Here is a 13,524-nt window from a genome sequence, read left to right on the forward strand (position 1 = left end):
GTCAGCCCTGGTGGGTCGTCGTGGTCTTGACCTGCTGCTCAGGCAGCGGGGCGTTCAGCTCGCTCATCCGCGCGTCAGCCGCGGGCGCGGGCTTTTCAGCGGGCTTGTCTTCCTCGGCCATGCTCTGCTTGAAGCTCTTGATGCCCTTGCCGAGGTCACCCATCATCGAACTCACCCGGCCGCGGCCGCCCAGCAGAAGCAGGGCAACGACGAGAACAATCAGCCAATGCCAGATGCTTAAACCACCCATAACCTACACTCCAAAACCGCTATCGGCGGTTAGTGTACCGAATTCCCCTTCCCCTGCCAAATGCCCCATTATTGGCTAATGTAACAGCGGTGCGGCGAGCAACAGGCCGGTATTATAGGCGATGTGCAAGGCGATGCCGGGGCGAATGGAGCCCAGCCGCAGCCGCAAGCCGCAATTGATCAGCGCCAGCAGCGTCACATCCACGAAGCCCGGCGGGTAATGCAGCTTTTCGGGCGCATGCAGGGCGGCGAAGAGCAGGCTGGAACCCAGCGTTGCCCAGAGCGGGCCGAGGCGGCTGGCCAGCCCCGCGAACAGAATGCCGCGAAACAGAATCTCCTCGACAATCGGCGCCAGCACGCAGATGGCTAGCAGCAAGGCCGGCAGCGCCCAGAGCGGCCCGGAGAGCATCCGCGCCGAGGGCAGGGATTGCAGCTTCGCCGGATCCGGCGGCAGCAGATGGAAAATCCCCAGCACCAGCAGGATCACCGCCAGCGCCAGGATCAGCGCCAGCGCATAATCCTGGCCGCGCGCCGGGCGCCAGGCGAGGCCAGCGGGGCTGCCATCCTGGGCCAGAGCCGGGCCTAGCCGGCGCAGCGCGCCCACCAGCCAGAGTGCCACCGCCAGCTCGCCGCAAATGGCGATTTCCATCAGGCTCAGCGGCTTGTGGAAATCCGGCAGATGCACCCGCCCGGTATGCAGGCTATGCAGCAGCCCGGCATCCAGCGGCAGCAGCACCGGCAGCAAAGTCGCCAGCCCCATCACCAGCCCGGCCAAAATCAGCAGCCAGATCGCCCGCAGCGGCCCGAGCCGGGCCGGTTGCTTGGCCCTTGTGCCGGGCAGCCCGCCAAAGCCCAGCGCCAGCAGGCCCAGCGCCAGCCCCTCGGCCGCCCCCAGCCCGAGGAAATAAAGCTGCATTTTTAGGGGGTAATGCCCGGGATCGGCGGCGAGATCCCCGGCCGCGAAACATAAGACCGCGCCAATGGCCGCGAACAGCGCCGCCCAGCCGAGAGCTGCCAGCGCCCGCCTCATGCCGCGAATCCACGCAGCAGCGTGTCCGGATGCACGCCCTCCGCCCGTAAGGCGCGCAGCGTCTGCGCCTTGTCGCGCTTGGCCAGCCTTTGCCCGTCCGGCCCCAGCAGCAGGCGATGGTGATGGTAGATCGGGGTTTCATAGCCCAGCAGCTTTTGCAGCAGCACTTGGATATGCGTCGCCTCACGCAGATCCTCGCCGCGGATCACATGAGTCACCCCCTGCAGCGCATCGTCATGCACCACGCAGAGATGATAGCTGGTTGGCGTGTCCTTGCGGGCCAGCACCACATCGCCCAGCCGGCGGGGCTGCGCCTCCACCCAGCCGGTCGCTTCCTCGAAGAACCACAACGCCCCGGCTTGCGCGCAGGCGCGCATTGTATCCAGCCGCAGCGCGTAAGGCGCGCCGTTCTCCATCCGTGCCGTGCGTTCGGCGGCACTCAGATGCCTGCAGGTGCCTGGGTAGATGCCTTCCGCCGCATGCGGAGCGGATTGCGCCTTGGCGATTTCCGCGCGGCTGCAAAAGCACGGATAAAGCAGCCCGCGCGCCGCCATCCCCTCCAAAGCCGCGCGATAATCGGCGAAATGCGCGGATTGGAGTCGCACCTCGCCCTCCCAGCGCAGCCCCAGCCAGGCCAGATCCTCCCGGATCGCATCGGCGAATTCCGGCTTGCAGCGTGTGGTGTCGATATCCTCCAGCCGCAAAAACCACTGCGCCGCGCGGCTGCGCCCGAGCCAGGCGGAATAAGCGTGGCCCAGATGCAGATAGCCGGTGGGGCTGGGGGCGAAGCGGGAGATGATGCTCATATTGCCCCCTGATATAGCGCGCCGCCCTGGCTTCACGAACCGGCCTTGCAGATGACAAATGGGCGACAATCAAGCCCGATGCTTGCCGCCTATCGCGCCGCCTGTCATAAAGTCCACATGACTCGAACGGCCTACCATATGTGGCAGCGTTTCGTATCTGCCCCCCAAGATTTCGGCCTCAGCCCGGATAGGCGAGACTGATGCCCGACGGCGGTTTGCATTTTCCCGCCCTCGTCCTCAATGCGGATTTCCGTCCGCTTTCCTATTTTCCGTTATCGACCTGGACCTGGCAGGATGCCGTGAAAGCGGTGTTCCTGGACCGGGTTTCGGTGCTGTCGGAATATGAGCAAGAGGTGAGATCGCCCAGCTTCTCCATGCGCCTGCCCAGCGTGATCGCCTTGCGCGATTTCATTCCCTCGGCGCGCATGCCTGCCTTCACGCGGTTCAACGTGTTCCTGCGTGACGGGTTTTCCTGCCAATATTGCCTTGATCGTCGCGCCACCCAGGAGCTGACCTTCGACCATGTGATCCCGCGCGCCCGCGGCGGGCGGACCAGCTGGGAGAATGTCGTCACCGCCTGCGGCCCCTGCAATCTGCGCAAGGGCTCGAAAATGCCGCGCGAGTGCAATATGATCCCCCGACAGGAGCCGCGCCGGCCCACCGGCTATGAGCTGCAGGAGCGCGGGCGGCATTTTCCGCCCAACTATCTGCATGAGAGCTGGCGCGATTATCTGTATTGGGATTCGGAACTGGAAGGATAGACCATGGCGTTGACGCTGGAGACCGCGCAGAAAATCATCGCGGGGGCGCTGGCCCATGCCAAGAGCATCGAGACCAAGCCGCTGGCGGTGGTGGTGCTGGATGCGCGCGGCGCGCAGAAGGCGTTCGCGGCGCAGGATGGCACCTCGCTGAAGCGTGGCGAAATCGCGATGGGCAAGGCGCAAGGCGCGCTGGGGCTGGGCATGGGCTCGCGGGCGCTGATGAAGCGGGCCGAGCAGCAGCCTTATTTCATCGCCGCCGCCACCGCCGCCATTGGCGGTTCGCTGGTGCCGGTGCCAGGCGGGGTGTTGATCCGCCAGAACGGGGCGATCATCGGTGTGGTGGGCATTTCCGGCTGCACCTCGGATAATGACGAGGCCTGCGCGGTGGCGGGGATTTCGGGCGCTGGCCTGGACGCGGACGGCGGTTAATAAAAGTTTTTTGGTGCCGCTTTTTTACAAAAAAGCGGCGAAAACGTTTGGGGCGTTGGCAACGAGGTTGCCAACGCCCCAAACGTTTTACAGCCCTTTTTGAAAAAAGGGCTGTACCCCAAAAACTTTTTTAGCCTGGCGTAAACGCGTTGAACGCGGTCATCGTCGAAGTGTCGCGAATCCCAGGCACCTTGTGCAGATGTTTGTTCACGAACAATCCCGGATCCTCGTCCTCCTCCAGATTGATGATCGCCATCAGATCATACGGCCCGGAAATCGAGTAGATATGGCAGGGGATCACATTGTCGATAATATAGGCCGCCACCTCATAGGCCTGGCCCAGCTCGCATTTGATCTGCACGATCAGCGTTTTCATGCGTATTCCTTCAATTCCTGCACGCCCTGGGATTCCACGGCGAAGTTTTTCAGCTGCTCGATGAACCAGCGCCCGGCCGGGCCCGGCGGCGCATCCTGCCGGTAGGCGGCGGACATGCTGATCTGCACCCGTGCTGGAATGTCCTGCAATTGCAATTCCCGCAAGCGCCCGGCATCGAGATCGTTCTGCACCATCTCCAGCGGCATCCCGCCCCAGCCAAGACCTGCGAGCAGAAACGCATGTTTCGCGCCCAGATCCGCCAGCCGCCAGTTGCGCCTGGAATGCACGCTGAATTCCTGCCCGTCGGTCAGTTCCGTGCGGTCGGTCAGCACCAGCTGCACATGCTGCGCCACCTCGCATTCGCCCAAAGGCGCGTTCTTCATCGCCAGCGGATGCGAGGGGGCGGCGACGTTCACCATCTCCACCGCCAGCAGCCGCTCGGTCATCAGCCCGGAAATGCTGATCGGCAGGTTGCACAAGATGCCGATCTGGCTTTGCTGCTGCAGCACGTTTTTCGCCACCCCGCCCAGCGCCTCGACATAAAGCCGCAACGGGGTGAGGGGGAAGCGCTTGCCGAACACCTCCGCCGTGCGGGTGAGCACGGACATCGGGAACATCACATCCACCGCCACGGACAGCTCCGATTCGATCCCCGCCGCCATGCCCCTGGCGCGGGATTTCATCAGCGCCATGCCGCCCAGCATCGCCTTCGCATCGGCCAGCAGCAGCTCGCCCCCCGGTGTGAGTTCCGGATAGCGCCCCTCACGCCGGAACAGCTCCACCCCCAACTGCTCCTCCAGATTGGCGATCGCCTGGCTGACCACGGATTGCGCCCGCCCCAGCCTGCGCCCGGCGGCGGAAAAGCTCTTCTCCTCCGCCGCGGCGGCGAAAATCCGCAACTGGTCGAATGTCACGCCCTCAATCATGCGAACCTATCGGCGAATAAGATGGTATCCATCTTTATATATAGGCTTCTGCGCCGAAAATCATCTCCTTAATAAGGCTCCGAACCGCGCCGCAGACCGGCGCCATAGTCAGGAGTGACATCATGAAGCTTTGGCATATCGATTCCAGCGTGCTCGGCGATAATTCCGCCTCCCGCAAGCTTACCGCCGAGATCGTGGCGCGCGAAAAAGCGAAGCATCCCGGCCTCGAGATCTCGTATCTGGACGTCGCCGCCACCCCGCTGGGTCATCTCTCTCCGGCCCATATCGGCGCCATGTTCGGCCACCCGCCCACCGACGAGGCCACTTTGGCCGACATCGCCCGTGGCGCCGCCGCGATGGACGAGCTGTTCGCCGCCGATATCATCGTCATCGGCGCGCCGATGTATAATTTCGGCATCCCCAGCCAGCTGAAGGCGCTGATCGACCGCCTGCTGGTCGCCGGCAAGAGCTTCAAATATGGCGATGGCGGCGTGCCGGTCGGGCTCGTCCCGGCGGGCAAGAAGGTCATCATCGCCTCCACCCGTGGCGGGCTCTACACCCCGGGCAACCCGGCGGCGGCGCTGGAGCATCAGGAGAGCCACCTGACCGCGCTGCTGAATTTCATCGGCCTGACCGACATTGTGTTCGTGCGCGCCGAAGGCCTGGCGCTGCCTGATAACCGCGCCCCGTCTTTGGCGAAAGCCGAAGCCGAAATCGCCGCGCTGTGAAATCTTGGGGGCTTTTTGAAAAAAGCCCCCAAACCCCCAAAAACTTTTGCCATTATTCATTGCGTTTCGCAGGGAGTTCCTATGAAGACCCAGATTATCGCGCTTGCCGCTCTCGCTCTGCCGGCTTTTGCCATGGCGCAGACCGCGCCCAACCCGAACCCGGCGGACGTGAAGGCCGGCACCTACAGCGTCGAGCCCACCCATACCCGCATCCTGTTCGCGGTAGACCATATGGGCTTCACCACCTGGTACGGCGATTTCACCAACGCCGCCGGCACCCTCACGCTGGACCCGAAGAAGCTCTCCGCCTCCAGCTTCGACATCACCGTGCCGACCGACAGCGTCACCACCACCAACACCACGCTGGATGGCGAGCTGAAATCCCCCGAATGGTTCGATGCGGCGAAGTACCCGACCATCGAATTCAAGTCCGAGAAGATCGTGCGCACCGGCAAGGATACCGCTCTGGTCACAGGTGAGTTCACCTTCCATGGCGTCACCAAGCCGCTGACCCTGAAGGCGAAGTTCAATGCCGGCGGCATCAACCCGCTGAGCAAGCAATACACGATCGGCTTCAACCTCTCCGGTTCGCTGAAGCGCTCGGACTTCGACCAGAAAACCTACGTGCCGCTGATCGGCGACAATGTCGCCATCACCATCAGCGCCGCCTTCGTTCAGAAGTAATATGGCCGCGCGGTCGCGCTATGACCTGGTTGCGATCACCCTGCATTGGGTGATCGCGCTGGGGATGCTGTTCCAGATCGCGATGGGGCTGGCGATGGTGCATTGGGGCTTTCCTATCGGCACCAAATTCATGCTGTTCCAGCTGCATAAATCCATCGGCATCACCATTCTGGCGGCGGTGATTTTGCGCGTGCTCTGGCGCCTCTGGCACAAGCCCCCGGCGCTGCCGCGCACGATGAGCGGGCTGGAGGTCAAGGCCGCGCATGGCACGCATCATCTGCTCTATCTGCTGATGCTGGAAATTCCGCTCAGCGGCTGGCTGGTCGCCTCGCTCTCGCCGCTGCATATCCCGACGGTTCTGTACAAAACCATCCCCTGGCCCGCGCTTCCCGTGCCGGCGGGCTGGGTGAGCCAGCTCGGCGAGCACCGCGCCGGCACGCTGCATGCCTGGAGCGCCTATATCATCCTGGCGGCGATCGGGGTGCATCTGCTGGCCGTGATCCGTCATCAATTTTTCAAACGCGACGGCGTGCTGGCCCGCATGCTGCCCTTCTCCCGGAGCGCCTGATGAAACCCTCACTTCTCCTGGCCGGCTTCCTGCTGGCCGGCTCCCCGGCTCTGGCGGCGGATTGGAGTATCCAGCCCGCATCCTCCAGCCTCACCTTCACCGGCACCGAAACCGGCGCCTCCTTCACCGGCAGCTTCGGCAGCTGGGGCGGGCAGATCTCCTACGACCCAGCAAAGCCGCAGGACGCGCATGTGCATCTCACCATCGCCCTGGCCAGCGCCAAATCCGGCGATGCCCAGCGCGACCAGGCGATGCCGGGCTCGGACTGGTTCGATGTCAGCGCCTTCCCGCAGGCGACGTTCGATGCCACCGGTTTCACCCCGCAGGGCGGTGACAAATTCCTGGCCAATGGCACGCTGACGATTCGCGGCGTGAAGAAGCCGGTGTCGCTGCCGTTCACGCTCGATGTCACCGGCAACAAGGCGGTGGCGAAGGGCAAGATCACGCTCACCCGCACGGATTTCGGCGTGGGGCAGGGGGCCTGGAGCAGCGGCGATTATGTCGGGCTGAAGGTGGATGTCGCGTTCACGCTGACGGCAACCTCGTAAGAATCTGACTTAAGGGCGCAAAAGTTTTTGGGGTGTGGCCCTTTTTTCAAAAAGGGCCACGAAACGTTCGGGGTGGTGGCAACGCCGGTACCACCACCACAGACCTTCGTGGGAACTTTTTGAAAAAAGTTCCCACACCCTCAAAAACTTTTGCTCCTCTTTTATGCTGCTCCGCAGCATTCTTAAAAACTTTGAAAATCAAACGCTGGCATCTATAACTTACGCCATGGCTGTTGATCTGGGTGCGCGTCGTTTCATATCTCCGTCCATCCGCGCCCAGCTCAGGCGCCGGACAGGCGAGCTTGGCGCCATCATTATCGCGCTGGTCGCGCTCACCCTCGGCCTGGCGCTCGCCTCCTACAACCCGGCCGATCCCTCTTTCGACACGATCAGCGCCACCCCGGCCCATAATCTCGCCGGCACCACCGGCGCCGATATCGCGGATCTGATGCTGCAAGGCTTCGGCATCGCCGCCTTCATCCCCGTGGCGGTGCTGCTGGCCTGGGCTTATCGCATGGGTATCCGCGGCCAGGTGGGCCATTCCAAGACACGCATCATCCTCGCCTGCGCCGCCATGCCGCTCGCCGCCATGGCGCTGGCGATGGCGTTTCAGATCATCCCGGGCGGGCGGCTCGGCTGGCCGGTGCCGGCCGGGCTTGGCGGTGCCGCCGGGCAGGTGCTGGCGCATATGGTCACCGCGCTGGGCCATTCCGTGCTCGGCAAGCTGGGCGGCGGGTTGGTGATGATCGTTACGCTGCTCCTGGCCCTCGGCAGTTTCGGCTTCGCGCTCGGCTTCACCCCCGGCGAATGGCGCTCCGGCGGCAGGCGCGCGGTGCAGGCCGCCTCGGGGGCCGCCAGCCATAGCCGCAAGAGCGCCGCCGTCGTCTCCTCCTGGCTCTCGCCCTTGCTGCAGACCGCCTCCGGCGGCGCGGCGGAGGCCGCCGAACCCTCCCGCGCCTGGGTCCCCTCGCTGGGCGCCCCGGAGGATGACGAGGACGAGGCGCTGCCCGCCCCACGCAGCGAACCGGCCTTGCCGATGCGCGCCAAGCCGAACGTAAAGGCCGTCGCCACCACCCGTGCCGCGCCGCCGCAGCAGCAGCGTTTGCCGCTGGAGGAGCTGGGCTGGGAGCCGCCGGCGCTCGATCTGCTGCGCGCCGCTCCGGCCCGCGGCAATAGCGGCCCCTCCGAGGAGGCGCTGCAGAACAATGCCCGCCTGCTGGAGACGGTGCTGCAGGATTACGGCGTGCAGGGCAAAATCGTCGAAATCCGTCCCGGCCCGGTGGTCACGCTCTATGAGCTGGAACCCGCCCCGGGCATCCGCTCCGCCCGCGTCATCGGCCTCTCGGAAGATATCGCCCGCTCGCTCTCGGTGATGTCCGTGCGCATCGCCGTCGTCGCCGGGCGCAATGTCATCGGCATCGAGGTCCCGAACGCCAAGCGCGAGACGGTGTTCCTCTCCGAGCTGCTGGGGGCTGCCGATTGGGGCCGGCAGAACGGCGCGCTCTCCCTGGCGCTGGGCAAGGACATCTCCGGCGCCCCGATCATCGCCGATCTCGCCCGCATGCCGCATCTGCTGATCGCCGGCACTACCGGCTCGGGCAAATCCGTCGGCGTCAATGCCATGATCATGAGCCTGCTGTTCAAGCTCTCGCCCGAGCAATGCCGGCTGATCATGATCGACCCGAAAATCCTGGAATTGTCGGTCTATGACGGCATCCCGCATCTGCTCACCCCGGTGGTGACGGAGCCGCCGAAGGCGGTGGCGGCGCTGAAATGGGTGGTGCGCGAGATGGACCGCCGCTACCGCGCCATGAGCCAGCTCGCGGTGCGCAATATCAGCGGCTATAATGACCGGGTGAACGAGGCCCGCGGCCGCGGCGAGGTCGTCACCCGCCGGGTGCAGACCGGCTTTGACTCCGAAACCGGCAAGCCGGTGTTCGAGGAACAGCCGCTGGCGCTGGAGCCGCTGCCCTTCATCGTCGTCTTCATCGACGAAATGGCGGATCTGATGATGGTCGCCGGCAAGGAGATCGAAATCTGCGTGCAGCGCCTGGCGCAGAAGGCGCGCGCCGCCGGCATCCACGTGATCATGGCCACCCAGCGCCCCTCGGTGGACGTGATCACCGGCACCATCAAAGCCAACTTCCCCACCCGTATCTCCTTCCAGGTGATTTCGAAATTCGACAGCCGCACCATTCTGGGTGAGCAGGGGGCTGAGCAGCTGCTGGGCCAGGGCGATCTGCTCTACATGGCCGGCGGCGGGCGCATCACCCGCGTCCATGGCCCCTTCGTCTCGGACCAGGAGGTGGAGGCGGTGGTGGAATATCTGCGCGAGCAGGGCGAGCCGAATTATCTGGATGAGGTGACCGAGCCCGGCGAGGACGAGGAAGCCCCGGCCGGCGGTGGCGGGGCTATCGGCGGCAACACCACCGGCGAGAACGCGCTTTACGACCAGGCCGTGGCCATCGTGGCGCGGGACCGCAAGGCCAGCACCTCCTATCTGCAACGCTGCTTGACCATTGGCTATAACCGCGCGGCGAAGCTGATCGAGCAGATGGAAAAGGAAGGGGTGGTCTCACCCGCCAACCATGTCGGCAAGCGCGAGGTGCTGGTGCGCCCGGAACGGGATGAGGATTAAAAGTTTTTGGTGCCGCTTTTTTCAAAAAGCGGCGAAGAGGTTTGGGGGGTGACGGCGGCGTCGTCACCTCCCCAAACGCTTTGTGGCCCTTTTCGAAAAAACGGCCACACCCCAAAAACTTTTGTAAATTATTCATTTTTCTGCGTTTTTGCTGCACCGCAAAATAATTCTGGCGGTCCGCGCATGCTTTGTGGCAGGCTGAGCATTCCATTCCGCATAGAGAAGGAAGCCGCTCATGCTCGATAAAGCGATTGTGAATCTCTTCTCCCACGTCAAACCCGCCGACACACCCTGGCGCGCCGACGGTCTTCGCAGCTTCTTCCTCTACAAGGATCTCGGGGTGGACGCCGCCACCGGCGGGCGCGTCATCGCCCAGCTGGTCAAGGCTAACCCGGACTTCCCGCCCGAGGCCGGCACTGGCTGGCACCAGCATGTCGCGGATTTCCACATCGTCTTCATGACCAAGGGCTGGGCCCGCTTCATGTATGGCGACAAGGAAACCCTCGTCGAAGCCGGGGATTGCGTGCACCAGCAGCCCGGCATCACCCATTACCTGTTCGATTATTCGCCGGACATGGAATATCTCGAAATCACTTCGCCCGCCGCCTTCGGCACGGTGGACGCCCCCGGCCCCTGCGCCGTGCCCGACCCCACACCCTGGCCGGCGGCATAAGCCTGGCCTGTTTTTAGGCGCAAATAAGCCGCCTTTCTGCCCGAGAAAGGCGGCTTATTGAATTTGCCATGATCCATCACGCCGCCCAGCCGGGGCGCGCTGGCGGTACGCCGGCGCCGCGCTCAGAAATCCAGATCCAGCTCGATGATCTCCTGCGGTTCCTCGCGGGCATCCGCGATCCATTCCTTCATCGGCGACCAGTTCAGGATGGTGTCACAATAATCCTGGCAGACCGAGCCGACCGTGACATCGTAGGAGAGAAACCGCGTCACCACCGGCGCGTACATGCAGTCGGCAATCGTCGGCTGACGCCCGAACAGGAACGGGCCTTTCCAGGTGGTCAGGCAATCATGCCAAATGGAGAGAATCCGGTCGATATCCGCCTGGGCGGAGGACCAGACGGTGAACCCCGGCTTGCGAAAGCGCAGATTCATCGGCAGCGAGGAGCGCAGCGCCGCGAAACCGGAATGCATCTCGCCCGAGATGGAGCGGCAGCGCGCCCGCGCCGCCGGATCGCGCGGCAGCATATTCGCTTCGGGGAAGGCTTCGTTGAGATATTCAGCGATGGCGATGGTGTCCCACACGCTGATTTCGCCATGGATGAGGCACGGCACCAGAATCGAGGAGGTGCGCATCAGCAGCTCCTCCTTGGCGCGCGGATCATCCGGCGAAACCCGCTCCTCCTTGAAGGAAAGGCCGGAGAGCTTGGCGAGCAAAAAACCCCGGAGCGACCAGGAAGAATAATTCTTGCTGCTGATCAGCAGGGTCGCTTCCGTCATGTTCACCCTTTCCTTTTACCCAAAATGAAACCATGATTACTAAAACTCAAAAGCATCAACAATGCTATGTCGGTTTCGCGGGGCGTGCCCATTTTTGTAAGAGTCGTAGGCGCTGGGGATTAGTTTTTTAATGCTGTATCAAATCTATCAGGCGCAGTCTGACCTTGTCGATCCCCTTCGCCGGCTGGCGCGTGGCACCAGCTCCTGGCTGAGCAGCTTCACGCCTGCCAGCCCGTACGGGCTGGTGATGCGCCATTTTAACGCAGCCCTGCAGGTTTTCGGCTATTCCGGCACCACCCATCAGCGGCCCGATTACGGCATCAAGGAGGTGCAGGTCGGCAACAGCGCGGTGGCGGTGCGCGAGGAGGTGGTGTTTTCCACCCCCTTCGCCAATCTGCTGCATTTCAGGAAGGACAGCGACCGCGCCCAGCCGAAATTGCTGGTGGTCGCCCCGCTTTCCGGCCATTTCGCCACCCTGCTGCGCAACACGATCGAGGTGCTGCTGCGCGACCATGATGTCTATGTCACGGACTGGGCGAATGCGCGTGACGTGCCGGTGTCCGCCGGCACATTCGGCTTCGACGATTATGTCGAGCACGTGATCAAGTTTCTCGAAAAAATGGGCCCGCGCAGCCACGTCATCGGCGTCTGCCAGCCCACCGTCGCGGTGCTGGCGGCGGTTTCGGTGATGGCGCAGGATAATAACCCCGCCACGCCGCGTTCGATGACCCTGATGGCCGGCCCCATCGATACCCGCCGCAACCCGACCAAGGTGAATGTGCTGGCGAAAACCAAGCCGATGTCCTGGTTCGAGGAAAAGATGATCGGCATCGTCCCCTGGCGTTATGCCGGGGCGGGCAGGCGGGTCTATCCTGGCTTCATGCAGCTCACCGCCTTCGTGTCGATGAATATGGACAAGCATATCAGCGCCCATATTCGCCAATACGGCAATCTGGTGAAGGAAGATGAGAACGCCACGGACACGCATCGTCGCTTCTATGATGAATATCTGGCGGTGATGGATTTGCCGGCGGAGTTTTTCCTTGAAACCGTCGATAAGATTTTCATGCAGCATCAGCTTGCCACAGGTGAGCTGACCTATCGCGGCCGCAAGGTGGAGCCTTCGGCAATTCGCAAAACCTTCCTGTTCACGGTGGAAGGCGAGCGGGATGATATTTGCGGCTTGGGGCAGACGGCGGCGGCGCTGGATCTGTGCAGTTCGCTGAAGCCGATGCTCAAGCGCCATTATGTGCAAACCGGCGTTGGCCATTACGGCGTGTTTTCCGGCCGGCGCTGGGAAAACGAAATCTACCCGCTGGTCCGCGAAGTCATTCAATTCTCGGTCTAAAGAAGCAAAAGTTTTTGGGGTGTGGCCCTTTTTTCAAAAAGGGCCACGAAACGTTCGGGGTGGTGACGACAGCGGTGCATACGCCCAAACGTTTTTCGCCGCTTTTTGAAAAAAGCGGCACCAAAAACTTTTGTAACTTAATCCTTGGGCGCGAGCAGATGCCCCATCGCGTGGCCGCCCAGTATGTGCGCATGGAAATGCGGCACCATCTGCTGGCTGTCCGGCCCGGCATTGCAGACGATGCGAAACCCGCTCTCATCCACCCCGCATAATTTCGCCACATGCGAAACCGCCCGGTAAAACCCGGTAATCTCTTCCGCCGAGGCGCTGGCGCCGAAATCCAGCGCAGATACATAAGCCCCCTTCGGGATCACCAGCACATGCGTCGGCGCCTGCGGTGAAATATCCGGAAAGGCCAGCGCGAACTCATCCTCATAGATCACCTTGGCGGGGATCTCCTTACGCAGGATTTTCGCGAAGATATTGTTCGGATCATACGCCATGCCGGCCTCCTTACGGGATCTTCTTGGTGGGAAAGCCAGGTAGCGCCTGCTTGCGCGCGGCCTTCTCGGCGATGCCGCTCATGCCCTCGCGCCGCATCAGCTCGGTCCAGACCTCTTCCGGGCGCAGCCCCGCATCCACCCACAGCACCATCAGATGATAGAGCACATCGGCACTCTCGCCGATCAGCGCGGTGCGGTTGCCCGCCACCGCCTCGATCACGCATTCCACCGCTTCCTCGCCGAATTTCTGCGCCACCTTGGCGGTGCCGCGCGAAAGCAGGCGGGCGGAATGGCTTTCATTCGGGCTGGCATCGGCGCGGCTCAGCACCGTGCCCCAGAGCCGGTCCAGCACCCGCGCATCGGCGCCGGCCAGGGCAGGGGGCGGCACGGCGCTCACCTTGCGCTTCGGTGCGGCCTTCTTCTTGGCGGGGGCAACGGGGGCTTTTTCGGTCTTTTTGGCCATGACTCGCACGCGACT

Annotated in this window: 17 protein-coding genes; 9 read left to right on the forward strand and 8 right to left on the reverse strand. The window is 63.2% G+C overall.

The genetic code is table 11. The features are described 5' to 3' along the window. Position 1: 1 nt before the first annotated feature. The 3 genes from T331_RS0100825 to gluQRS all read right to left on the reverse strand — a co-directional run bounded on the left by T331_RS0100825 (position 2) and on the right by gluQRS (position 2,085). The gene (locus T331_RS0100825; protein WP_008492923.1) at positions 2 to 250 is read right to left on the reverse strand and encodes a twin-arginine translocase TatA/TatE family subunit; all 249 of its coding nucleotides are present in this window, start codon (positions 248 to 250) and stop codon (positions 2 to 4) included. A gap of 75 nt (positions 251 to 325) precedes the next feature. Further along, positions 326 to 1,279 carry a CPBP family intramembrane glutamic endopeptidase gene (locus T331_RS18935; RefSeq protein WP_051621970.1) on the reverse strand — a complete coding sequence of 318 codons (954 nt, stop codon included), beginning with the start codon at positions 1,277 to 1,279 and terminating at the stop codon, positions 326 to 328. Continuing rightward, positions 1,276 to 2,085, reverse strand: a complete 810-nt coding sequence (gene gluQRS, locus T331_RS0100835; RefSeq protein ID WP_026438664.1) for a tRNA glutamyl-Q(34) synthetase GluQRS — start codon at positions 2,083 to 2,085, stop codon at positions 1,276 to 1,278. The genes T331_RS18935 and gluQRS overlap by 4 nt, the downstream gene beginning before the upstream one ends. 200 nt (positions 2,086 to 2,285) lie before the next feature. Here gluQRS and T331_RS0100840 point away from each other — a divergent pair, with 200 nt between their 5' ends. Beyond that, positions 2,286 to 2,846 (forward strand): HNH endonuclease, encoded by a 561-nt coding sequence (locus T331_RS0100840; protein WP_008492927.1) that lies wholly within the window; start codon positions 2,286 to 2,288, stop codon positions 2,844 to 2,846. A 3-nt stretch (positions 2,847 to 2,849) separates the two neighbouring features. After that, positions 2,850 to 3,275 (forward strand): GlcG/HbpS family heme-binding protein, encoded by a 426-nt coding sequence (locus tag T331_RS0100845; protein WP_026438665.1) that lies wholly within the window; start codon positions 2,850 to 2,852, stop codon positions 3,273 to 3,275. 130 nt (positions 3,276 to 3,405) lie between these two features. Here the strand turns inward: T331_RS0100845 and T331_RS0100850 are convergent, their stop codons facing one another. Continuing rightward, positions 3,406 to 3,651 (reverse strand): Lrp/AsnC ligand binding domain-containing protein, encoded by a 246-nt coding sequence (locus tag T331_RS0100850; protein WP_008492929.1) that lies wholly within the window; start codon positions 3,649 to 3,651, stop codon positions 3,406 to 3,408. After that, on the reverse strand, positions 3,648 to 4,577 hold the full coding sequence (locus tag T331_RS0100855) for a LysR family transcriptional regulator (protein WP_008492930.1): 930 nt from the start codon (positions 4,575 to 4,577) through the stop codon (positions 3,648 to 3,650). The genes T331_RS0100850 and T331_RS0100855 overlap by 4 nt, the downstream gene beginning before the upstream one ends. Before the next feature lie 122 nt (positions 4,578 to 4,699). Here T331_RS0100855 and T331_RS0100865 point away from each other — a divergent pair, with 122 nt between their 5' ends. The 6 genes from T331_RS0100865 to T331_RS0100890 all read left to right on the forward strand — a co-directional run bounded on the left by T331_RS0100865 (position 4,700) and on the right by T331_RS0100890 (position 10,416). Next, a complete protein-coding gene (locus tag T331_RS0100865) occupies positions 4,700 to 5,305 on the forward strand; it encodes an FMN-dependent NADH-azoreductase (protein ID WP_026438666.1) in 606 nt (201 codons plus the stop codon). Positions 5,306 to 5,386: 81 nt separating this feature from the next. Beyond that, positions 5,387 to 5,989: a YceI family protein gene (locus tag T331_RS0100870; RefSeq protein WP_026438667.1), complete on the forward strand. Its 603-nt coding sequence runs from the start codon at positions 5,387 to 5,389 to the stop codon at positions 5,987 to 5,989. Between the two features lies 1 nt (position 5,990). Next, positions 5,991 to 6,557, forward strand: coding sequence for a cytochrome b (locus T331_RS0100875; RefSeq protein ID WP_026438668.1), 567 nt, complete (start codon positions 5,991 to 5,993; stop codon positions 6,555 to 6,557). After that, a complete protein-coding gene (locus T331_RS0100880) occupies positions 6,557 to 7,105 on the forward strand; it encodes a YceI family protein (RefSeq protein WP_051621972.1) in 549 nt (182 codons plus the stop codon). The genes T331_RS0100875 and T331_RS0100880 overlap by 1 nt, the downstream gene beginning before the upstream one ends. 226 nt (positions 7,106 to 7,331) lie before the next feature. Beyond that, the gene (locus tag T331_RS0100885; protein ID WP_026438670.1) at positions 7,332 to 9,743 is read left to right on the forward strand and encodes a DNA translocase FtsK; all 2,412 of its coding nucleotides are present in this window, start codon (positions 7,332 to 7,334) and stop codon (positions 9,741 to 9,743) included. A 235-nt stretch (positions 9,744 to 9,978) separates the two neighbouring features. Then, positions 9,979 to 10,416: a cupin domain-containing protein gene (locus tag T331_RS0100890; RefSeq protein WP_026438671.1), complete on the forward strand. Its 438-nt coding sequence runs from the start codon at positions 9,979 to 9,981 to the stop codon at positions 10,414 to 10,416. A gap of 122 nt (positions 10,417 to 10,538) precedes the next feature. Here the strand turns inward: T331_RS0100890 and T331_RS0100895 are convergent, their stop codons facing one another. Next, positions 10,539 to 11,195, reverse strand: a complete 657-nt coding sequence (locus T331_RS0100895; protein WP_008492937.1) for a glutathione S-transferase — start codon at positions 11,193 to 11,195, stop codon at positions 10,539 to 10,541. Positions 11,196 to 11,325: 130 nt separating this feature from the next. Here T331_RS0100895 and T331_RS0100900 point away from each other — a divergent pair, with 130 nt between their 5' ends. Then, a complete protein-coding gene (locus T331_RS0100900) occupies positions 11,326 to 12,543 on the forward strand; it encodes a polyhydroxyalkanoate depolymerase (RefSeq protein WP_026438672.1) in 1,218 nt (405 codons plus the stop codon). A 137-nt stretch (positions 12,544 to 12,680) separates the two neighbouring features. Here T331_RS0100900 and T331_RS0100905 read toward each other — a convergent pair whose 3' ends face one another. Both T331_RS0100905 and T331_RS0100910 read right to left on the reverse strand, forming a co-directional pair. Next, a complete protein-coding gene (locus T331_RS0100905) occupies positions 12,681 to 13,046 on the reverse strand; it encodes a histidine triad nucleotide-binding protein (RefSeq protein WP_008492939.1) in 366 nt (121 codons plus the stop codon). A 10-nt stretch (positions 13,047 to 13,056) separates the two neighbouring features. Then, a complete protein-coding gene (locus T331_RS0100910) occupies positions 13,057 to 13,509 on the reverse strand; it encodes a phosphoribosyl-ATP diphosphatase (protein ID WP_026438673.1) in 453 nt (150 codons plus the stop codon). Positions 13,510 to 13,524: the final 15 nt, after the last annotated feature.

Origin of the sequence: Acidocella facilis ATCC 35904 (assembly GCF_000687875.1) — a bacterium.
GTDB lineage: Bacteria > Pseudomonadota > Alphaproteobacteria > Acetobacterales > Acetobacteraceae > Acidocella > Acidocella facilis.